The sequence below is a fragment of the Rhodoferax sp. P1_F3 genome, from assembly GCF_056405715.1.
On sequence record NZ_JBFUBO010000007.1, the window covers coordinates 73,814 to 94,074 of the forward strand.

19 protein-coding genes are annotated in these 20,261 nt (G+C 59.6%); all 19 read left to right on the forward strand.

The annotated features are described in order from the left end of the window. Window positions 1-6: 6 nt before the first annotated feature. The 19 genes from AC1DZ5_RS12955 (at window position 7) to AC1DZ5_RS13045 (ending at window position 20,252) form a co-directional block, all read left to right on the forward strand. Complete coding sequence (locus tag AC1DZ5_RS12955; RefSeq protein ID WP_477889647.1) at window positions 7-672, forward strand: type IV pilus inner membrane component PilO; 666 nt, start codon at window positions 7-9, stop codon at window positions 670-672. Further along, on the forward strand, window positions 669-1,211 hold the full coding sequence (locus AC1DZ5_RS12960) for a pilus assembly protein PilP (RefSeq protein ID WP_477889649.1): 543 nt from the start codon (window positions 669-671) through the stop codon (window positions 1,209-1,211). Before AC1DZ5_RS12955 ends, AC1DZ5_RS12960 begins: the two co-directional genes overlap by 4 nt. Beyond that, window positions 1,211-3,298: a type IV pilus secretin PilQ gene (locus AC1DZ5_RS12965; protein ID WP_477889651.1), complete on the forward strand. Its 2,088-nt coding sequence runs from the start codon at window positions 1,211-1,213 to the stop codon at window positions 3,296-3,298. Before AC1DZ5_RS12960 ends, AC1DZ5_RS12965 begins: the two co-directional genes overlap by 1 nt. Window positions 3,299-3,329: 31 nt before the next feature. Next, a complete protein-coding gene (locus tag AC1DZ5_RS12970) occupies window positions 3,330-3,854 on the forward strand; it encodes a shikimate kinase (protein WP_477889965.1) in 525 nt (174 codons plus the stop codon). A gap of 68 nt (window positions 3,855-3,922) precedes the next feature. Continuing rightward, window positions 3,923-5,032: a 3-dehydroquinate synthase gene (gene aroB / locus AC1DZ5_RS12975; RefSeq protein ID WP_477889653.1), complete on the forward strand. Its 1,110-nt coding sequence runs from the start codon at window positions 3,923-3,925 to the stop codon at window positions 5,030-5,032. Between the two features lie 60 nt (window positions 5,033-5,092). After that, the gene (locus tag AC1DZ5_RS12980) at window positions 5,093-6,289 is read left to right on the forward strand and encodes a deoxyguanosinetriphosphate triphosphohydrolase (protein ID WP_477889655.1); all 1,197 of its coding nucleotides are present in this window, start codon (window positions 5,093-5,095) and stop codon (window positions 6,287-6,289) included. Between the two features lie 3 nt (window positions 6,290-6,292). Continuing rightward, window positions 6,293-6,871: a DUF1415 domain-containing protein gene (locus AC1DZ5_RS12985; RefSeq protein ID WP_477889657.1), complete on the forward strand. Its 579-nt coding sequence runs from the start codon at window positions 6,293-6,295 to the stop codon at window positions 6,869-6,871. A 12-nt stretch (window positions 6,872-6,883) separates the two neighbouring features. Continuing rightward, window positions 6,884-7,810, forward strand: coding sequence for a class I SAM-dependent methyltransferase (locus AC1DZ5_RS12990; protein ID WP_477889659.1), 927 nt, complete (start codon window positions 6,884-6,886; stop codon window positions 7,808-7,810). A gap of 47 nt (window positions 7,811-7,857) precedes the next feature. Next, on the forward strand, window positions 7,858-8,325 hold the full coding sequence (locus AC1DZ5_RS12995; RefSeq protein ID WP_477889661.1) for an outer membrane lipoprotein: 468 nt from the start codon (window positions 7,858-7,860) through the stop codon (window positions 8,323-8,325). Between the two features lie 94 nt (window positions 8,326-8,419). Next, the gene (locus AC1DZ5_RS13000; RefSeq protein ID WP_477889663.1) at window positions 8,420-9,196 is read left to right on the forward strand and encodes an oxygen-binding di-iron domain-containing protein; all 777 of its coding nucleotides are present in this window, start codon (window positions 8,420-8,422) and stop codon (window positions 9,194-9,196) included. A gap of 34 nt (window positions 9,197-9,230) precedes the next feature. Further along, a complete protein-coding gene (locus tag AC1DZ5_RS13005; RefSeq protein ID WP_477889665.1) occupies window positions 9,231-9,923 on the forward strand; it encodes a transposase in 693 nt (230 codons plus the stop codon). A gap of 184 nt (window positions 9,924-10,107) precedes the next feature. Then, complete coding sequence (locus AC1DZ5_RS13010) at window positions 10,108-14,841, forward strand: glutamate synthase-related protein (RefSeq protein WP_477889667.1); 4,734 nt, start codon at window positions 10,108-10,110, stop codon at window positions 14,839-14,841. 69 nt (window positions 14,842-14,910) lie between these two features. Continuing rightward, on the forward strand, window positions 14,911-16,377 hold the full coding sequence (locus tag AC1DZ5_RS13015) for a glutamate synthase subunit beta (protein WP_477889669.1): 1,467 nt from the start codon (window positions 14,911-14,913) through the stop codon (window positions 16,375-16,377). A gap of 56 nt (window positions 16,378-16,433) precedes the next feature. After that, window positions 16,434-17,273 (forward strand): ABC transporter ATP-binding protein, encoded by an 840-nt coding sequence (locus AC1DZ5_RS13020; RefSeq protein ID WP_477889671.1) that lies wholly within the window; start codon window positions 16,434-16,436, stop codon window positions 17,271-17,273. Beyond that, window positions 17,270-18,052, forward strand: a complete 783-nt coding sequence (gene mlaE / locus AC1DZ5_RS13025) for a lipid asymmetry maintenance ABC transporter permease subunit MlaE (protein ID WP_477889673.1) — start codon at window positions 17,270-17,272, stop codon at window positions 18,050-18,052. The genes AC1DZ5_RS13020 and mlaE overlap by 4 nt, the downstream gene beginning before the upstream one ends. A gap of 10 nt (window positions 18,053-18,062) precedes the next feature. Then, window positions 18,063-18,545 (forward strand): outer membrane lipid asymmetry maintenance protein MlaD, encoded by a 483-nt coding sequence (gene mlaD / locus AC1DZ5_RS13030; RefSeq protein WP_310339943.1) that lies wholly within the window; start codon window positions 18,063-18,065, stop codon window positions 18,543-18,545. After that, the gene (locus tag AC1DZ5_RS13035) at window positions 18,542-19,267 is read left to right on the forward strand and encodes an MlaA family lipoprotein (RefSeq protein WP_477889676.1); all 726 of its coding nucleotides are present in this window, start codon (window positions 18,542-18,544) and stop codon (window positions 19,265-19,267) included. Before mlaD ends, AC1DZ5_RS13035 begins: the two co-directional genes overlap by 4 nt. A gap of 72 nt (window positions 19,268-19,339) precedes the next feature. Next, complete coding sequence (locus AC1DZ5_RS13040; RefSeq protein WP_477889678.1) at window positions 19,340-19,984, forward strand: MlaC/ttg2D family ABC transporter substrate-binding protein; 645 nt, start codon at window positions 19,340-19,342, stop codon at window positions 19,982-19,984. 1 nt (window position 19,985) lies between these two features. Continuing rightward, complete coding sequence (locus AC1DZ5_RS13045; RefSeq protein ID WP_477889680.1) at window positions 19,986-20,252, forward strand: STAS domain-containing protein; 267 nt, start codon at window positions 19,986-19,988, stop codon at window positions 20,250-20,252. Window positions 20,253-20,261 lie beyond the last annotated feature (9 nt).

Consider the following 20,261-nt stretch of genomic DNA (forward strand, 5'->3'; position numbering starts at 1 on the left):
TTCACTATGGCAACTAGATCTATTCAGTCTCTTGATTTCACAGCATTGCAAGAAAAGCTGTTCAGTCAGTTCCGTGAACTGGATCCTAAAGATCCATCATTGTGGCCATCAATTCCTAAATATGCGCTATTTTTATTCACCAGTTTAATTATCGTCACTGCTTTGTGGTTTGCCTGGCTCGGTGGTTCAGAGGAGACTTTGCAACTAGAGCAAGAAAAAGAGATGAAGCTTCGTGAGGACTACAAAACGAAATTGACCAAGGCGGTCAATCTGGATGTCCTGAAAAAGCAGCGTGAACAGGTGCAGCAGTATGTGACCCAGCTTGAGAAACAACTTCCCAGCAAAGCGGAAATGGATGCGTTATTGTCGGACATAAATCAGGCGGGGCTTGGACGTAGTTTGCAATTTGACCTGTTTAGGCCAGGTCAAATTGCCGTGAAAGAGTATTACGCGGAGTTGCCGATCACGATAAGAGTTACGGGGCGATACCATGATATCGGAGCTTTTGCGTCAGATATCGCGAATTTGTCGCGGATTGTGACTCTCAATAACTTAACGATCGCACCTCGTGCAGACAATACACTGATCTTAGATTCCACCGCGAAAACTTTTCGCTATTTGGATGCAAATGAGGTAGCGGCTCAGCGCAATGCTACTGGGGTAAAGAAATGATAAACCACCGAATTTTTAGTTTGGTCAGTTTATTGTTTTTGTTAGCAGGATGTGGCGCTTCGAGTGAAGACGAGATACGTCAATGGATGGTTGACGAGCGAAATCAGACTCGTCCGAAAGTGGCTCCAATTCCCGCGCCCAAGCAATTTGCCCCGGAGGTATATGCAAGCAACACTTCCCTTGAACCTTTCAGCAATCAAAAGTTGACACAGGCTTTGAAGCAGGAATCATCGCAAACTGTGGCCAATGGGGCACTTGTTGCGCCAGAATTGGCAAGACGCAAGGAGCCCTTAGAAGCCTTTCCCTTGGATTCTGCAGCTCTAGTCGGAAGTATCGTTAAAGCTGGGCAACCGGTTGCCTTGGTCAAAGTCGACAACTTGCTCTACCAAGTGAAGGTAGGTAATTATCTCGGACAAAACTATGGGCGAGTTACCAAAATCAGCGAGACCGTCGTGACGCTGCGTGAAATCGTGCAGGACGCCGCAGGCGAATGGATTGAACGCGCTGCAACACTAGAGTTGCAAGAGAGGTCGAAATGATGAACCAGAATTTTTTGCAGGGATTTGGAATGTTCAGAAGTTTGTGGGTTGCGTTGCTGTTGTGTCTCAATGGGTTTGCGCACGCACAAACCGCTATTGAATCTGTTACTGGTTCCGTCCAGAGCGGCGCGGAAGTTGTACGGATTGATTTGTCGCAACCGCTTGCAGCCCTACCTACAGGATTCGCCATTCAGTCGCCGGCTCGGATTGCGCTGGACTTCCCCGGTGTAGCGAATGCTATGGGCCGCTCCACAATTGAAATTAACCAAGGTAATTTGCGCTCTGTGAGCGTTGTTCAGGCGGGCGATAGGACCCGCGTGGTCTTGAATCTCAAGACTCCCGCTGCCTACAAAGCTGAAATTCAAGGAAAATCGCTGCTCGTTTCTCTGGAAACTGCAGTGTCTACAAATGCTGCACCTGCAACGGTATTTGCTGAGAACCGTAGCCGAGACACGGCGCCTATCAAAGATTTAGACTTCCGCCGCACCGGCGAGGGGGCCGGTCGGATCGTGGTCTCTTTGCCAAACAACCAAGTTGGTGTAGATATTCGGCAGCAGGGGCAAACCCTGGTGGTTGAATTCATGAAGTCCACGTTGCCTGAAGGTTTGCGTCGTCGTTTGGATGTAAGCGATTTTGGAACTCCGGTGAAGACGGTTACGTCGTCCCAATCGGGCGATCGTGTACGGATGGTGATTGAGCCTCAAGGTCAATGGGAGCACAGTGCTTATCAAAGCGATGAACAGTTTGTAATTGAAATTAAAGAAGTAAAAATAGACCCCAAAAAGCTTACGCAAGGTACCGGATATAACGGTCAAAAACTTTCTCTCAACTTCCAGAATATTGAAGTTCGCTCTCTACTTCAGGTAATTGCTGATTTTACGAACTTCAATATTGTTACTTCGGATTCTGTATCTGGCTCCGTGACCTTGCGTTTGCAAGATGTACCCTGGGATCAGGCGTTGGACATCATTTTGCAAGCTAAAGGGTTGGGCATGCGCAAGAGTGGCAATGTGCTCTGGGTTGCTCCTAAAGACGAAATCACAGCAAAAGAAAAGCTGGATTTGGAAACCGTGGTTGCAGTCCAGAATCTGGAGCCATTGAGAACACAATCTTTTCAGATTAACTACGGAAAAGCATCTGATATTGCTGCCGGGCTGGTCGCAGCTGGGTCTGGGCCTGGTGCTGGCATTACTCCAAGCCGGATTTTGAGTAGTCGTGGCAGTGTGATTTATGAGAATCGCACTAATCAATTGTTTGTAACGGATATCCCTAGCAAATTGGAACAAGTGCAGCAGCTGATTGCTAAGATCGATATTGCCGTGCGTCAAGTTCTGATTGAAGCGCGCATTGTGGAAGCATCAGATAGTTTCGGTAAGTCTTTGGGTGTTAAGCTTGGCGGTGGTGGTACGGCGGCTGCAGTGGGAGACAAAGCCGGTTTAGCGATAGGGTCCAGTTATGTAGTGGGTTCTGCAGCAACCACTTCGGGCAATTTTGTAAACCTACCTTCTACTGGCGCATTGGGCTCGAGTACACCAGGACAAATCGCTTTTTCGATCTTCGGAGCTGCTGCTGATCGATTCTTGAATCTAGAGATCTCCGCATTGGAGGCTGACGGCAAGGGTAAAGTGGTGTCTAGTCCTCGTGTCGTGACGGCCGATCAGATCAAAGCGTTGATCGAACAAGGTACAGAACTCCCCTATCAAGTGGCGTCTTCCAGCGGTGCAACTTCCATTGCATTCCGTAAGGCCAATCTGAAGCTGGAAGTAACGCCTCAAATTACGCCAGAAGGCAACATTATTTTGGCCCTGGACATCACCAAGGACACGGTCGGTCAATCTACGCCCGCTGGTTTCGCTATCGATACCAAGCACGTCCAAACGCAAGTCTTGGTGGAAAACGGCGGCACCGTCGTCATCGGTGGCATCTTTACCGAAGACCAGACGGAGAGTGAAACCAAGGTCCCTTTCTTTGGCGACTTGCCTGGACTGGGTGTGTTGTTCCGCAGCCGTGCGCGGTCGACTACCAAGCGTGAAATGCTGGTCTTCATCACTCCCAAGACCTTGGCAGACAAGGCCACCGGCCGTTGATGCGGGTTGGATGGATGGTTTGAATTCGGAGTTGCGCATTAGTTTTGTGGGATTGCCTGGTTCGGGCAAGACCACCGTAGGACGGCAGTTGGCGCGCCGGTTGCGGTTGTCCTTTGTGGACTCTGATCAGGCGATTGAGGCGCGACTGGGGTGTTCCATCCGCGAGTTCTTTGATCGCGAAGGTGAAGCCCGCTTCCGCGATATTGAGGAAGAGGTGATTGAGACCTTGACCCAAGATCCTGCGTGCGTGATCTCCACGGGCGGAGGTGCCGTGCTGCGGCAGGGCAATCGCGCGCACTTGCATGGCAGAAGCCATGTGGTTTATCTGAAGTCCACGCCCGAAGAGCTGTTTCGACGGTTGCGCCATGATGTGAGCCGTCCCTTGCTGCAGGTGGCGGATCCCCTGGCGCGCATGCGCGAACTCTTTACGATCCGCGACCCGCTGTACCGTGAAACGGCCCATTTCACGTTAGAGACTGGGCGTCCTTCGGTTGCGACCTTGGTCAATATGGTGGTGATGCAGCTCGAACTGTCAGGGCATTTGCCTACCTGCTGAAAAAGCACGCGTGTGCCATGGCTGGTGCATGAACCATCCCTTGGCTCCAAACCTCTAAACTCGGGGGTATGACATCCCCGAATTTTCACACCGTTGACATTGCTTTGGCCGAGCGTAGCTACCCCATTCAGGTGGGCGCGGGCTTGTTGGGCACCGCTGATGTGTATGTGGCGTTGCCAAAAGCCAGCCATGCCGTGGTCGTTTCCAATACCACGGTCGCGCCTTTGTATGCCGAGGCACTGCTCGCCGCACTGAAGCCACGTTACCCCAACGTTCGATTGGTCACGCTGCCAGACGGCGAAGCGTTCAAGACCTGGCAAACCCTGAACCAGATTTTTGATGCACTGCTGTCCGAAGGCTGTGACCGCAAGACCATCCTGTTTGCCTTGGGCGGCGGTGTGGTGGGCGACATGACCGGATTTGCCGCAGCCAGCTACATGCGCGGTGTGCCGTTTGTGCAGGTGCCGACGACGCTGCTGTCGCAGGTGGACTCGTCGGTGGGCGGCAAAACTGGCATCAACCACCCTTTGGGCAAGAACATGATTGGCGCGTTCTACCAGCCCCAGCTGGTGGTCTGTGATCTGGACACGCTCAAGACCCTGCCGACGCGTGAGCTGAGTGCGGGTTTGGCCGAAGTCATCAAATACGGTCCGATTGCCGACATGGCCTTTCTCGACTGGATTGAGGCCAGCTTGGACGCTCTGCTGGCCCGTGACCCCGTTGCGCTGGCCCACGCGGTACGCCGCAGTTGCGAGATCAAGGCCTGGGTGGTGGGGCAGGACGAGCGCGAAGCGGGCCTGCGCGCCATCCTGAACTTTGGCCACACGTTCGGCCACGCCATCGAAGCGGGCCTGGGCTACGGCGAATGGCTGCATGGTGAGGCCGTGGGCTGTGGCATGGTGATGGCGGCGCATTTGTCGCACAAGTTGGGCCTGGTCGACCTTGGCTTTGTGGAACGCCTGACACGCCTGATTCAGAAGGCGGGCCTGCCCATTGTGGGGCCGCAGCTGGACGCCAAGGACAACGCCGGCCGCTACCTGGAGCTGATGCGCCTGGACAAGAAATCCGAGGCGGGAGACATTCGCTTTGTGGTGATCTCTGGCCCCGCACGCGCATCAGTCCGTGGGGCACCGGACGCCGTGGTGCGCGAAGTGATTGATGCTTGCTGCGCCGCATGATTGCTATGTTTTTGATAGTTCCTTGCGCATATCCCATATGGGCTAGAGCCTGATTTGTCCATGAATCTTCAGCCCTACGCCTGCGACCCGGCCCAGTCGCGCGGCCGGCGCTTTGCGGAGCCACAGGCGCCCACACGCACCGCGTTCCAGCGTGACCGCGATCGCATCGTGCACTCCACCGCGTTCCGCCGGCTGGTCTACAAAACCCAGGTCTTCATCAACCATGAAGGCGATCTGTTTCGCACGCGGCTGACCCATTCGCTGGAGGTGGCGCAGCTGGGCCGATCCATCGCCCGCACGCTGGGCCTGAGCGAGGATTTGGTGGAGACGGTCGCGCTGGCCCATGACCTGGGCCACACACCGTTTGGCCATGCGGGGCAAGACGCGCTGCACGACTGCATGGCGCCGTTTGGCGGGTTTGAGCACAACCTGCAGAGCCTGCGCGTGGTGGACCATCTGGAAGAGCGCTACCCGCAGTTTGACGGTCTGAACTTGAGCTTTGAATCGCGCGAAGGCATTCTCAAGCACTGCTCGCGCACCAACGCCGAACTGCTGGAAGCGCACGAACCCGCGTTTGCCGACGGCGCAGGCGGAGTGGGGCAGCGCTTTTTGAACCACACCCAGCCCAGCCTGGAGGCGCAACTGTGCAATGTGGCCGACGAGATTGCCTACAACGCGCACGACATTGACGATGGCGTGCGCTCCGGTCTGCTGACCCTGGCGCAGATGCGCGAAGTGCCGCTGTTTGACGGCTATTGCGAGGCCGCGCTGCGCCAGCACCCGGCCTTGGCGGACGCAGGGCAGTCGCGCCGCCTGCTGTACGAATCCATCCGTCTCATGCTCAGCGACCAGGTGTACGACGTGATGGCGGCCACGCAGGCAGCCATCGACGAACACAAGCCGCAAAGCGTGCAGGATGTGCGCGCTGGCCGTGCGTTGGTTGGCTTTAGCCCCGACATGCGGGCGCAGTCCAAGGTGCTGAAATCCTTTCTGTTTCGCCAGCTGTACCGCCACCCCCAGGTCGCGCAGACCATGGATGCCGCCAAGCAGGTGGTGCGCGAACTTTTTGACGCTTACAGCCAAACACCTGCCCACATGCAGGGCGGCGCAGGGGCCCACGCCCTGGCCGCCCAGCAGGCCGCGGGGGATGTGAGCGCCTTCCATCGCACCGTTGCCGACTACATTGCCGGCATGACGGACCGGTTTGCATTGCGTGAGCATGAGCGCCTGACCGGGCGGCGCCTGTTGGTGGAGTAGGGCATGAATGAGCAAGGCCTGCGGGAAACGCCAGACACAGTCATCGCCGCCACGCAGCGGTGGCTGGAGCGCGCTGTCATTGGCCTCAACCTCTGCCCGTTTGCCAAGGCGGTACATGTCAAAGGCCAGATCCATTACGTGGTCTGCGAGAGCGGTGATGCGCAAACGGTGCTGGACCAGTTGGAGGCCGAGCTGTTGGCCCTGCACACAGCCGACCCGGAGCTGCGGGACACGACCCTGCTGATCGCCCCCGCCTTGCACCCGGATTTTTTGGACTTCAACGACTTTCTGGCCGCGGCGGATGCCCTGCTGCGTCGCCTCAAGCTGGTGGGCGTGCTGCAGATCGCCAGCTTCCACCCGCAGTTCCAGTTTGCCGGCACCGAGCCGGACGACATCACCAACTACACCAACCGTGCGCCATACCCCATCCTGCATTTGCTGCGCGAAGACAGCCTGGACCGGGCGGTACAAGCCTTTCCGGAGGCTGAAGCGATCTTCGAGAAAAACATGCAGACGCTGGAAGACTTGGGCCACGCCGGTTGGGCTGCCCTGGGCTTGCACACTCCGCCCAGCGCACACTGAGAAAGCTTCTTCATGACATCCCGTCCCAACCCCAAACGCCCGCCCAAGGTCGCTGCGCAGACCTTCCCCGCTGCCCATCCTTTGGCGGACGAAGTGCGCCCCGGCCAGTCGGTGGAGCTGCTCAAGGAACTCCACATCCTCACCCGCGAGGGCAAGCTCAACCAGGACTCGCGCCGCAAGCTCAAGCAGGTCTACCACCTGTACCAGTTCATTGAGAAGCTGATGCTGGAGCTGCCCACTGCGGAGGGCCGCTCGCTCACCTTGGCCGACCATGGCGCTGGCAAGTCCTACCTGGGCTTCATCCTGTATGACCTGTTCTTCAAGAACCTGCCGGCCAGCCATCTGTATGGCATCGAGACGCGCACCGAGCTGGTCGACAAGTCGCGCGCGCTGGCCCAGCAGCTAGGCTTTGGTCGGATGTCGTTTCTCAATGTCAGCGTAGCCGAGTCCACGCAATCGGAGGCCTTACCTGACCAGATCGATGTGGTGACCGCGCTGCACGCCTGCGACACGGCCACGGACGATGCGATTGCCTTTGGCTTGCAAAAAAAGGCGCGAGCCTTTGTGCTGGTGCCCTGTTGCCAGGCCGAAGTGGCGCGTCACCTGAGCCAGAGCAAGGCCCTGTCGCTCACGCGCACGCCGCTGGCTGAGCTGTGGCGCCACCCGCTGCATACGCGCGAAATGGGCAGCCAGATCACCAATGTGCTGCGCTGCCTATACCTGGAGGCCCACGGCTACCAAGTCACGGTGACCGAGCTGGTGGGTTGGGAGCACAGCATGAAGAACGAGCTCATCCTCGCCCGTTACACCGGGCAGCGCAAGCGGGCCGCGGCCCAGCGTTTGCGGGCCATATTGGAGGAATTTGGCCTGTTGGCCCTGCTTGACACACGGTTTACATTGCCAGAAGACAATCCGCAAGACAACGCATTGCCCGTCTGAGGCGTTAAGGGCAGATTGCGTTTGGAATGAAAGATTTGGAGAGCTCAATGCAAACTTGGATGAAATTGATCGGTACCGTGGCCGTGGTGGCAGTCTTGGGCGCTTGCGCCACCAGCAGCCCCGATGTGGTTCAGCGCGGCGACGCCCAGCGCATGGCCCAGGTGCAAGACGGCGTGGTGCTGTCGATCCGCAACGTGGTGGTGGATGGCAGTCAGACCGGTGCTGGCGCGGCGGTAGGCGGCGTGGTGGGGGCCATTGGTGGTTACAGCGGCAGCAGTGTGTCGCGCGAAGCCCAGGTGCTGGGCGTGCTCGCGGGCGTGGCCGGTGCAGCCGCAGGTAACGCCATAGAGCGCTTTGCCACCAAGGAAGACGCCGTGGAAATCCTGGTCCAGCTGAAGGGCGGCGACCGCCGCGCCATCGTGCAAGCCAAGGGCAGTGAGCTGCTCGCGGCTGGGGATTCTGTGATTATTGTCACCACCGGCGGCAAGGTGCGCGTGACCAAGGCGCCCAAGTAAGCTGACGTAGATCAAGGCCGCCGCCGGGTCGGCGTCCCACAATCGGGGCCAAGCGAGCGCACGGGTGCGCTCGCTGTGTTTTGGGCCCCCTTGTATGCCGATAGAACTCTACCGAGACGCCAACCACTGCTGCGTCATGTTCACCGATCTGGTGTCCGATGAAACCGAGGCCGTACAGGCCAATCAGTTCCTGATCGTCAACCACGGCTCAGGCGTCATCCTCGATCCCGGGGGCAACATGACGTACAACGAATTGAATCTCACGATGCGCCGCTACATCGCGCCTCAGCATCTGGATTACATCCTGGCCTCGCATGCGGATCCGGACATCATTGCTTCGCTGGACCGTTGGATGACCTCCACCCATGCCAAGCTGGTGATCTCCAAACTGTGGGCCCGCTTTGCGCCGCATTTCTGCAAGATCGGCAAAACCGAAGACCGCATCGTCGCCATCCCCGACGAAGGAGGTCGCCTGCGTTATGGCAAGACCGATTTGTGGCTGCTGCCTGCGCACTTTCTGCACTCCGAAGGTAACTTCCAGTTCTATGACCCCATCAGCAAAATCCTGTTCTCCGGCGACCTTGGTGTTTCTCTGGTCAGTGGCCAGGAAGCGCAGCAGTGCATCACTAGCCTGACACCCATGCCCCCGGGCATGGAGGCGTTCCACCGCCGCTACATGGTCAGCAACAAGATTCTGAAACTCTGGGTGCGCATGGTGCGGGATCTGGACATTTCGATGATCGTGCCCCAGCACGGCGCCCCGCTGAAAGGGGAAGCGATTGGCCAGCTGCTGGACTGGCTGGACACCTTGTCCTGCGGCATTGACCTGATGGGGACCCCCCAGTACCAGCTGCCGCACGCCCGTCTTTGAAAGGCTGCCGCCTGTTTTCAGGCAAACTCATGCGATGGCACGACTTCCTCGTTTGACCCTGGCGGGTTACCCACACCACGTTGTCCAGCGGGGCAATAACCGCCAGCCCATCTGCCTGGACACCGCAGATTTTCAGACCCTGCAGGCGCTGTTCTACGAGAACGCGCGCAAGTTCGGCGTGTCCATCCACGCCTATGTGCTGATGGACAACCACTTCCATCTGTTGGCCACGCCATCCACCGACGAAGCCCTGCCCAAGATGATGCAGTCGGTAGGCCGCAGCTATGTGCGTTACTTCAATGACCGCTACCAGCGCAGCGGCACCCTGTGGGAAGGGCGCTACAAGTCCACCCTGATCGAGACAGCCCGCTATTTGCTGGCCTGCATGGTCTACTTCGACCTCAACCCCGTACGTGCAGGCCTGGTTGCGCAGGCGCGCGACTATCCCTGGTCCAGCCATGGCCACTACAGCGGCTTGCAGGCCGACAAGCTGGTCACCCCCCATCCCTTGGTCTGGAACCTTGGCAACACCCCGTTTGCGCGCGAGGCTGCGTACGCCCAATTGGTGCAAGACGGCATCAGCCAGGGGCAACAAGCAGCTCTGACCGACGCAGTGCTGCGTGGCTGGGCTCTGGGCGAGGAGGGGTTTCTGTCTGAACTCCAAAAGAAAACGCCACGCCGGCTCAGCAAAAGCAGCCCTGGCAGACCCTCCAGCACCGAAAGTTAGGTATGAAATCGGGCTCTAGCCCCCGTATCTATTACGCCAATAGCTATCATTTTTAATATGTCCCTATTTATTTCTCGATAAAAACGCTCAGCCAATAATTGGGATCTGACCCCATTTATTGTGCTTGGCACTCTTGTTGCATTGCAGTATTCTTCGCTTCCACTGTAATTTTCAGGAGTGCGCCATGACCACGGCAGCCGAAATCCAACACCTTAAAGACCACGGTTTGTATTCCACCGCCAATGAGCACGATGCGTGCGGCGTGGGTTTTGTGGCCCATATTCGTGGCGAAAAGAGCCACGACATTGTCAAGAACGCTCTGAAGATCCTCGAAAACCTGGACCACCGGGGTGCCGTGGGGGCGGATGCCCTGATGGGTGATGGCGCCGGTATCTTGATCCAGTTGCCTGACGCGCTGTACCGCGAAGAAATGTCCGCCCAGGGCGTGACCTTGCCGCCACCCGGTGAGTACGGCGTGGGCATGATCTTCCTGCCCAAGGAGCACGCTTCCCGCCTGGCCTGCGAGCAGGAAATGGAACGCGCGATTAAGGCCGAAGGCCAGGTGCTGTTGGGCTGGCGCGATGTGCCGGTGAACCGCGACATGCCCATGTCGCCCACCGTGCGCGCCAAAGAACCCATCCTGCGCCAGGTCTTCATTGGCCGTGGCAACGACGTCATCGTGCAGGACGCGCTGGAGCGCAAGCTGTATGTGATCCGCAAGACCGCTAGTGCCGCCATCCAGAACCTGCAGCTCAAGCACAGCAAGGAATACTACGTTCCCAGCATGTCCAGCCGCACCGTGGTCTACAAGGGCCTGCTGCTGGCTGACCAGGTGGGCGTGTACTTCAAGGACCTGGAAGACGCGCGCTGCGTGTCGGCCCTGGGTCTCGTGCACCAGCGCTTCTCTACCAACACCTTCCCCGAGTGGCCGCTGGCCCACCCCTACCGCTACGTGGCGCACAACGGTGAAATCAACACTGTCAAAGGCAACTACAACTGGATGAAGGCGCGCGAAGGCGTGATGTCTTCGCCCGTGCTGGCGGCCGACCTGCAAAAGCTCTACCCCATCAGCTTTGCCGACCAGTCCGACACGGCCACGTTCGACAACTGTCTGGAACTGCTGACCATGGCTGGTTACCCCATCAGCCAGGCCGTGATGATGATGATCCCCGAGCCCTGGGAGCAGCACACCACCATGGACGAGCGCCGCAAGGCCTTCTATGAGTACCACGCCGCCATGATGGAACCCTGGGACGGCCCTGCCTCCATCGTGTTCACCGATGGCCGCCAGATTGGTGCCACGCTGGACCGCAACGGCCTGCGTCCTTCACGCTACTGCATCACCGATGACGACTTGGTCATCATGGCGTCCGAGTCCGGTGTGTTGCCCGTGCCCGAAAACAAGATCGTGCGCAAATGGCGCCTGCAGCCCGGCAAGATGTTCCTGATCGATCTGGAACAGGGCCGGATGATCGACGACGAAGAGCTCAAGGCCAACCTCGCCAACAGCAAGCCCTACAAGCAGTGGATCGAAAACCTGCGCATCAAGCTCGACGACGTGCGGGGCGGTGGTGAGCCTGCTTCCTTCTCCGAGAGCGAAGTGTCCCTGCTGGACCGCCAGCAGGCCTTCGGCTTCACCCAGGAAGACCTGAAGTTCCTCATCGCCCCCATGGCCAGCGCTGGAGAAGAAGCCATTGGCTCCATGGGCAACGACAGTCCCTTGGCCGTGTTGAGCGACAAGAACAAGCCGCTGTACAGCTACTTCAAGCAGCTGTTCGCGCAGGTAACGAACCCACCCATCGACCCGATCCGCGAGGCCATCGTGATGTCGCTGGTGTCCTTCATCGGCCCCAAGCCCAACCTGCTGGACATCAACCAGGTCAACCCGCCCATGCGCCTGGAAGTGGCGCAGCCGATTCTGGACTTTGCCGACATGGCCAAGCTGCGCAACATCGAGCAGCACACCCAGGGCAAGTTCCGCAGCCACACGCTGGACATTACCTACCCGCTGGCCTGGGGTCGCGAGGGTGTGGAAGCCAAGCTGGCATCGCTGTGCGCCGAAGCCGTCGACGCGATCAAGGGTGGCAAGAACATCCTGATCATCAGCGACCGCGGTGTGTCGGCCACCCAGGTGGCTATTCCTGCGCTGCTGGCCTTGTCGGCCATCCACCAGCACCTGGTGGGTGCCGGTCTGCGTACCACCGCAGGCTTGGTGGTGGAAACCGGTACTGCGCGTGAAGTGCACCACTTCGCCGTGCTGGCGGGCTACGGCGCGGAAGCCGTGCACCCCTACCTGGCAATGGAAACACTGGCCAGTATCCACAAGGACCTGCCTGGCGACCTGAGTGCCGACAAGGCCATCTACAACTACATCAAGGCGATCGGCAAGGGCCTGTCCAAGATCATGTCCAAGATGGGTGTGTCCACCTACATGAGCTACTGCGGCGCCCAGTTGTTCGAGGCCATTGGCCTGAACACCGAGACCATCGACAAGTACTTCACCCGCACGCCCAGCCGCGTGGAAGGCATCGGCGTCTTCGAGATCGCCGAAGAGTCCATCCGCACGCACAAGCTAGCTTTTGGTGACAGCCCGGTGCTGGCCAACGCGCTGGAAACCGGCGGTGAATACGCCTGGCGTGTGCGTGGCGAAGACCATATGTGGACGCCTGATGCGATTGCCAAGCTGCAACACTCCACGCGTGCCAACAACTGGAACACGTACAAGGAATACGCGCAGATCATCAACGACCAGAGCAAGCGCCACCTGACGTTGCGCGGCCTGTTCGAGTTCAAGATCGACCCTGCCAAGGCCATTCCGGTGGACGAGGTGGAAAGCGCCAAGGAAATCGTCAAGCGCTTTGCCACCGGTGCCATGTCCCTGGGTTCGATTTCTACCGAAGCCCACGCGACGCTGGCCATTGCCATGAACCGCATTGGTGGCAAGAGCAACACGGGTGAGGGCGGTGAAGACCCCGCACGTTACCGCCAGGAGCTCAAGGGCATCCCGATCAAGCAAGGCCAGACCATGGCCGACATCATCGGCAAAGACGTGGTGGAAGTGGATATCCCCATGAATGCCGGCGACAGCTTGCGCTCGCGCATCAAGCAGGTCGCGTCCGGCCGCTTCGGTGTGACTGCCGAGTACCTCAACAGTGCGGACCAGATCCAGATCAAGATGGCCCAGGGTGCCAAGCCCGGCGAAGGTGGCCAGCTGCCCGGTGGCAAGGTGTCCGACTACATCGGCAAGCTGCGCCACTCGGTGCCTGGCGTGGGTCTGATTTCTCCCCCTCCGCACCACGACATCTACTCGATCGAAGACTTGGCCCAGCTGATCCACGACCTGAAGAACGTGGCCCCGCACAGCTCCATCAGCGTGAAGCTGGTGTCGGAAATCGGTGTGGGCACGATTGCCGCAGGTGTGGCCAAGTGTAAGAGCGACCACGTGGTGATCGCCGGACACGATGGTGGTACCGGTGCCTCCCCTTGGTCGTCCATCAAACATGCCGGTTCGCCGTGGGAAATCGGCCTGGCCGAAACCCAGCAAACTCTGGTGCTGAACCGCCTGCGCAGCCGCATCCGCGTGCAGGCTGACGGCCAGATGAAAACCGGCCGCGACGTCGCCATTGGCGCTCTACTGGGTGCCGATGAATTCGGCTTCGCCACCGCCCCGCTGGTGGTGGAAGGCTGCATCATGATGCGCAAGTGCCACCTCAACACCTGCCCCGTGGGCGTGGCCACGCAAGACCCGGTGTTGCGCGCCAAGTTCTCGGGCAAGCCCGAGCACGTGGTCAACTACTTCTTCTTCATCGCCGAAGAAGTGCGCCAGATCATGGCCCAACTGGGCATCCGCAAGTTTGACGACCTGATTGGTCGCTCTGACCTGCTGGACACCCGCAAGGGCATCGAACACTGGAAAGCCCAGGGCCTGGACTTCGCTCGCCTGTTTGCGCAACCCCAAGTGCCGGCCGACGTGCCCCGCTTCCAGACGCTGACGCAAGACCACGGCCTCGAAAAAGCCTTGGACAACGTGCTGATCGCCAAGAGCCGCGCCGCCATCGACAAGGGTGAACGCGTGCAGTTCATGGAAGTGGCTCGCAACGTCAACCGTTCCGTGGGTGCCATGCTGTCCGGCGCGGTGACCAAGGTGCACCCCGAGGGCCTGCCGGATGACACCATCCGCATCCAGCTCGAAGGCACGGGCGGCCAATCTTTTGGCGCCTTCCTGACCCGCGGCATCACGCTGTACCTGATCGGCGATGCCAATGACTACACCGGCAAGGGGCTGTCCGGCGGCCGCGTGGTGGTGCGCCCCAGCATCGACTTCCGCGGCGAAGCCATCCGCAACACCATCGTGGGCAACACCGTGATGTACGGCGCTACCACCGGTGAAGCCTTCTTCAGCGGCGTGGGCGGTGAACGCTTTGCCGTGCGCCTGTCGGGTGCCACTGCCGTGGTGGAAGGTACCGGCGACCACGGTTGCGAGTACATGACCGGCGGCACCGTGGCCGTGTTGGGCAAGACCGGCCGCAACTTTGCAGCCGGCATGAGCGGCGGTATTGCCTATGTGTACGACGAAGATGGCCAGTTTGCCAAGCGCTGCAACACCGCCATGGTCAGCCTGGAAAAGGTGCTGACCGCGAAGGAACAGGAAGCCAGCCTCGACAAGGCTGTGTGGCACCGTGGCGAGAGCGACGAAGCCCAGCTCAAGAAGCTGCTGGAAGACCACAACCGCTGGACCGGCAGCAAGCGTGCCCGCGAGTTGCTGGACAACTGGGACACCTCGCGCGCCAAGTTCGTCAAGGTCTTCCCCAACGAGTACAAACGTGCTCTGGGCGAGATTCATGCACGAAAGGTGGCCAAGGCCCCCGTCAAATCTGCGCCAGCAGCTATCAAAAAAGAAGCGGCTCCGGCTAAATAATGACCTTGCGGGACAGACCAGGATTTGTGAAGCAAATCTGCTCTGTCCCCAACTGAATGGAGAAACATCATGGGAAAAGTCACTGGCTTCATGGAGTTTGAGCGCCTCGAAGAGGGCTACAAACCCGTCACCGAGCGCCTGAAGCACTACAAGGAATTTGTGGTGGGTCTGGACGATGCGCAGGCCAATAAACAGGCTGCGCGCTGCATGGACTGCGGCACGCCGTTTTGCAACAACGGCTGCCCGGTCAACAACATCATTCCGGACTTCAACGATCTGGTTTACACGAACAACTGGAAGGCGGCGATCGAGACGCTGCACAGCACCAACAACTTCCCCGAGTTCACCGGCCGCATCTGCCCCGCGCCCTGCGAGGCCGCCTGCACGTTGAACGTGAATGACGACGCCGTGGGCATCAAGTCCATCGAGCACGCCATCATCGACCGCGCCTGGTCCGAAGGCTGGGTCCAACCCCAACCCGCGAAGATCAAGACCGGCAAGAAGGTGGCCGTGGTCGGTTCCGGCCCTGCCGGCATGGCCGCGGCCCAGCAGCTGGCGCGTGCAGGCCACGACGTGACCCTGTTCGAGAAGAACGACCGCATTGGCGGCCTGCTGCGCTACGGCATCCCTGACTTCAAGATGGAAAAGTCCCACATCGACCGCCGTGCAGAGCAGATGGTGGCCGAAGGCGTGACCATCCGCACCAGCGTGTTGGTGGGTGAAATGCCCAAGGGCTCCAAGGTCACCAACTGGGCCAAGGAAACCATTTCTGCCGACCAGCTGAAAAAAGACTTTGACGCGGTGCTGCTCACTGGCGGTTCCGAGCAATCGCGCGATCTGCCGGTGCCCGGCCGCGACTTGGACGGCATCCATTTCGCCATGGAGTTCCTGCCCCAGCAGAACAAGGTCAACGCAGGCGACAAGCTCAAGGGCCAGTTGCGCGCCGATGGCAAGCATGTCATCGTTATCGGCGGTGGCGACACCGGTTCCGATTGCGTGGGCACCAGCAACCGCCACGGCGCGGTCAGCGTGACCCAGTTCGAGGTGATGCCCCAACCACCCGAAGAAGAAAACCGCCCCATGACTTGGCCCTACTGGCCGCTGAAACTGCGCACCAGCTCCAGCCATGAAGAAGGTTGCGAGCGCGTGTTCTCCATTTCCACCAAGGAATTCATTGGCGAAAAGGGCAAGGTCACCGGCCTGAAGACTGTGCAGGTCGAGTTCAAGGACGGCAAGCTGGTCGACGTGCCAGGAACTGAAAAAGTGTTGAAGGCTGATCTGGTGCTGCTGGCCATGGGCTTTGTGAACCCGGTCGCGACCATTCTGGACGTGTTCGGTGTGGACAAAGATGGCCGCGGCAACGCCAAGGCCAGCACCGAGTTCATTGGCGGCTACGCCACCAATGTGCCCAAGGTGTTTGCCGCCGGCGACATGCGCCGCGGCCAGTCCCTGGTGGTGTGGGCGATCCGCGAAGGCCGCCAGGCCGCGCGCTCGGTCGACGAGTTCTTGATGGGCTTCAGCGACTTGCCACGTTGATCCCGGGTAATCCCTTATGATTCCAAGGCCGGGGTACTCCCGGCCTTGTTGCTTGTATGGCCGAACACCCCTCTGATTCCCTTGTTGAACTGCTGGACCTGTCTTTTGGATACGGCGAACGCCTGATCCTGGACGGAGTGACCCTGTCCATCCCGCGCGGCAAGGTCACAGCGCTCATGGGTGCATCGGGTGGCGGCAAGACCACCGTGCTGCGCCTGATTGGCGGCCAGCACCGGGCGCAAAAAGGCAAACTGTTGTTGCACGGTGCACAGCAGGGCCAGGACGTGCAAGACATGGGTTTGGCCAATGCGCAGCAGCTGTATACCGCCCGGCGCCGCATGGGCATGCTGTTCCAGTTTGGCGCCCTGTTTACCGACCTGAGCGTGTTTGACAACGTGGCCTTTCCGCTGCGCGAGCACACCAACCTGTCCCCTGCGCTGGTGCGCGACATCGTGCTCATGAAACTCAACGCCGTGGGCCTGCGCGGCGCACGGGATCTGATGCCGGCCGAGATTTCCGGTGGCATGGCCCGCCGCGTGGCGCTGGCCCGCGCCATTGCGTTGGACCCCGAACTGGTGATGTACGACGAACCCTTTGCCGGGCTGGACCCGATTTCGCTGGGCACAGCGGCCCGCCTGATCCGCCAACTCAACGACACCATGGGCCTGACCAGCGTGATCGTCTCGCACGACCTCGAAGAAACCTTCCACATTGCCGACAAAGTCATCATCCTGGCCAACGGCAAGATTGCCGCCCAGGGCACACCCGACGAAGTGCGCCACAGCACCGATCCGCTGGTACACCAGTTTGTGAATGCCGAACCCGAGGGCCCTGTGCGCTTTCACTACCCCGCTTCCAGTGTGGATGCTGATTTTTCTGCGGGAGCAGGGCGATGAGCTGGTACCACCCCGCCGACGTGGGCCTGGCGGTCCGTTCCAAGTTGGTCGACCTGGGCTATGGCGCGCGCCTGTTCGGTCGCCTGTTGGCATCTGTGGGTACCGTGGTGCGGCGTCCGGGCCTGGTGCGTGACCAGATCCACTTCATGGGCAATTACTCGCTGGCCATCATTGCGGTGTCCGGTATTTTTGTGGGCTTTGTGCTGGGTCTGCAGGGCTACTACACGCTGCAGCGCTATGGTTCGTCAGAGGCCTTGGGCCTGCTGGTGGCGCTGAGCCTGGTGCGTGAACTCGGCCCGGTCATCACTGCCCTGCTGTTCGCGGGCCGGGCAGGTACTTCGCTCACCGCCGAGATTGGCTTGATGAAGGCCGGCGAGCAGCTCAGTGCCATGGAGATGATGGCCGTGGACCCGGTGCAACGGATTCTGGCGCCACGCTTTTGGGGCGCTGTGATTGCCATGCCGCTGTTGGCGGCCGTGTTCAGCGCGGTGGGCATCATTGGTGGCTGGGTCGTGGGTGTTTTGATGATCGGCATTGACGCTGGCTCGTTTTGGAGCCAAATGCAGGGTGGGGTGGATGTGTGGCTGGATGTGGGCAACGGCGTGCTCAAGAGCGCGGTGTTCGGTTTTGCGGTGAGCTTCATTGCGCTGCTGCAGGGCTATGAAGCCCAGCCCACACCAGAGGGCGTGGCCCATGCGACCACACGTACGGTGGTGGTGGCGTCGTTGACCGTGTTGGGTCTGGACTTCATCTTGACCGCCATGATGTTCAGTATTTAGGGGATTGCAAATGCAACGTTCTGGCAAAGATGTGTGGGTGGGCCTGTTTGTGCTGCTGGGAGCGGCGGCACTGCTATTTTTGGCTCTGCAATCGGCCAACCTGTTGTCGCTGAACTTCGAGCGCGGCTACGCGGTCAGCGCAAAGTTCGACAACATTGGTGGCTTGAAGCCCAAGGCCGCAGTCAAAAGCGCCGGCGTTGTCGTGGGGCGCGTGGATTCCATCAGCTTTGACGACAAGAGTTTCCAGGCCAAAGTGGTGTTATCCATGGACAAGCGCTTTGCCTTTCCCAAAGACAGCTCACTGAAGATTCTGACCAGTGGTTTGCTCGGAGAGCAGTACATCGGCATCGAAGCGGGAGCCGATTCGGCTAACTTGGCTGCGGGCGACAGCATTGGTACTACGCAGTCGGCTGTGGTGCTGGAAAACCTGATTAGCCAGTTCCTGTACAGCAAGGCCGCAGATGGTCCCTCGTCGGAGAAGGCAGCCAAATGACCCTGGGCATTTCCTTTCGCCGTGTCGCGCTGTGGTTCGTGCTGGGCAGTGTCGTGCTCCTGCAAGCCTGCGCCACGGTGAAGAACCCGGACCCACGTGACCCCATCGAGTCATTCAACCGCGGCATGTTTGGTTTCAACGATGTGGTGGACAAGGCCGTGCTGAAGCCGGTAGCCACAGCCTACCGCGGCGTGGTGCCAGAACTGGTGCGCAAAGGCGTGGGCAACTTTTTTGGCAACCTGGAAGACTTTTGGTCCGCCATCAACAACGGCTTGCAGCTACGTGGCCGAGACATGGGTGATAACCTGGGTCGGTTCATGGTGAACACCACCATTGGCTTGGGCGGTGTGATTGACGTAGCTAGTGACCTCAATATCGAGCGTCACCCGGGTAATTTTGGTCTTACGCTGGGGCGTTGGGGTGTGCGGCCCGGGCCGTATGTGGTGCTGCCATTGCTGGGCTCCTACACCCTGCGCGAAGTGGTCGCGATTCCGGTTGATCAGCAGGGCAATTTGGTGTCGCAAATCCCGGACGAAGGTACGCGTACCGGCCTGACCGTGCTGAACGCTGTGGACACCCGCGCCAAGTACCTGCGTGCGGGCGATGTGGTGGATGGTGCAGCGCTGGATCGCTACACCTTTACACGCGATGCGTATTTCCAGCGCCAGCGCAACCAGGAATACGACGGTAACCCGCCCGAAGACGATGCCACCGAGCCTTAAGGGGCTGTTACAACCTGCCGATACAAAAGAGGCAGTGCGGTAGATAATCGCGCTCAAGGAGTGAACCCAACCATGTGGAACAAGCGACGTGTATTGACAGCCCTAGCCGGGTCTTTGGTGGCCGGCAGCTTGGCTTGGGCACCACTGGCGCGCGCCGAAGACGAGGCTCCAGATGCCCTCATCAAGCGCCTGTCGGTGGATGTGCTGGACACCATCAAGGCAGACAAGGCCATTCGCTCTGGCGATACGGCCAAGGTGGTGGCACTGGTGGACAGCCGCATCATGCCCAATGTGAACTTCCAGCGCATGACGGCATCGGCGGTGGGCCCCGGTTGGCGCCAAGCCACGCCCGAACAGCAAAAACGCCTGCAGGACGAGTTCAAGATCCTGCTGGTACGTACCTACGCAGGTGCCCTGGCCCAGGTCAGCGACCAGACCATTTCCATGAAGCCCCTGCGCGCCGCGCCAGAGGACAAGGAAGTGATCGTGCGCACCGAGGTCAAGGGCCATGGCGACCCGATCCAGCTGGACTACCGCCTGGAAAAAACACCTGGTGTGGGCGCGGGCTGGAAGATTTACAACCTGAATGTGCTGGGCGTGTGGCTGGTGGAAACCTACCGCAGCCAGTTCGCACAGCAGATCAACACCAAGGGCCTGGACGGCCTGATTGAAGCGTTGTCCGAGCAAAACAAGGCCAACGCCGCTAAGAAAGGCTGATGTGCTCAACCTGCCTGCCACCTTGACGCAAGACGTCGCCCAGACCTGTCTGGCGGAACTGCGCTCAGGGCTGGGCCAGGAGCCGGAGCGCATTGTGGTCAACGGCGCGTCCTTGCAGCGTTTTGATTCCTCGGCGCTGGCCGTGTTGCTGGAGCTGCGCCGCGAGTGCGCACGCATCGGCAAGCAGTTTGCCGTGCAGGGCCTGCCAGCTCGGCTGCGCGATCTGGCCACTTTGTACGGGATTGACGGCTTGCTGGCCGGTTCCTGAGCCCCTCAG

Coding starts and splice junctions, on each gene's coding strand:
- AC1DZ5_RS13015 (WP_477889669.1), top strand. CDS start 14,911: ATGGGAAAAGTCACTGGCTTCATGGAGTTTGAGCGCCTCGAAGAGGGC.
- AC1DZ5_RS12980 (WP_477889655.1), top strand. CDS start 5,093: ATGAATCTTCAGCCCTACGCCTGCGACCCGGCCCAGTCGCGCGGCCGG.
- AC1DZ5_RS13020 (WP_477889671.1), top strand. CDS start 16,434: ATGGCCGAACACCCCTCTGATTCCCTTGTTGAACTGCTGGACCTGTCT.
- AC1DZ5_RS13005 (WP_477889665.1), top strand. CDS start 9,231: ATGGCACGACTTCCTCGTTTGACCCTGGCGGGTTACCCACACCACGTT.
- mlaD (WP_310339943.1), top strand. CDS start 18,063: ATGCAACGTTCTGGCAAAGATGTGTGGGTGGGCCTGTTTGTGCTGCTG.
- AC1DZ5_RS12990 (WP_477889659.1), top strand. CDS start 6,884: ATGACATCCCGTCCCAACCCCAAACGCCCGCCCAAGGTCGCTGCGCAG.
- AC1DZ5_RS13040 (WP_477889678.1), top strand. CDS start 19,340: ATGTGGAACAAGCGACGTGTATTGACAGCCCTAGCCGGGTCTTTGGTG.
- AC1DZ5_RS13035 (WP_477889676.1), top strand. CDS start 18,542: ATGACCCTGGGCATTTCCTTTCGCCGTGTCGCGCTGTGGTTCGTGCTG.
- AC1DZ5_RS12955 (WP_477889647.1), top strand. CDS start 7: ATGGCAACTAGATCTATTCAGTCTCTTGATTTCACAGCATTGCAAGAA.
- AC1DZ5_RS12960 (WP_477889649.1), top strand. CDS start 669: ATGATAAACCACCGAATTTTTAGTTTGGTCAGTTTATTGTTTTTGTTA.
- aroB (WP_477889653.1), top strand. CDS start 3,923: ATGACATCCCCGAATTTTCACACCGTTGACATTGCTTTGGCCGAGCGT.
- mlaE (WP_477889673.1), top strand. CDS start 17,270: ATGAGCTGGTACCACCCCGCCGACGTGGGCCTGGCGGTCCGTTCCAAG.
- AC1DZ5_RS13000 (WP_477889663.1), top strand. CDS start 8,420: ATGCCGATAGAACTCTACCGAGACGCCAACCACTGCTGCGTCATGTTC.
- AC1DZ5_RS12985 (WP_477889657.1), top strand. CDS start 6,293: ATGAATGAGCAAGGCCTGCGGGAAACGCCAGACACAGTCATCGCCGCC.
- AC1DZ5_RS13010 (WP_477889667.1), top strand. CDS start 10,108: ATGACCACGGCAGCCGAAATCCAACACCTTAAAGACCACGGTTTGTAT.
- AC1DZ5_RS12995 (WP_477889661.1), top strand. CDS start 7,858: ATGCAAACTTGGATGAAATTGATCGGTACCGTGGCCGTGGTGGCAGTC.
- AC1DZ5_RS12965 (WP_477889651.1), top strand. CDS start 1,211: ATGAACCAGAATTTTTTGCAGGGATTTGGAATGTTCAGAAGTTTGTGG.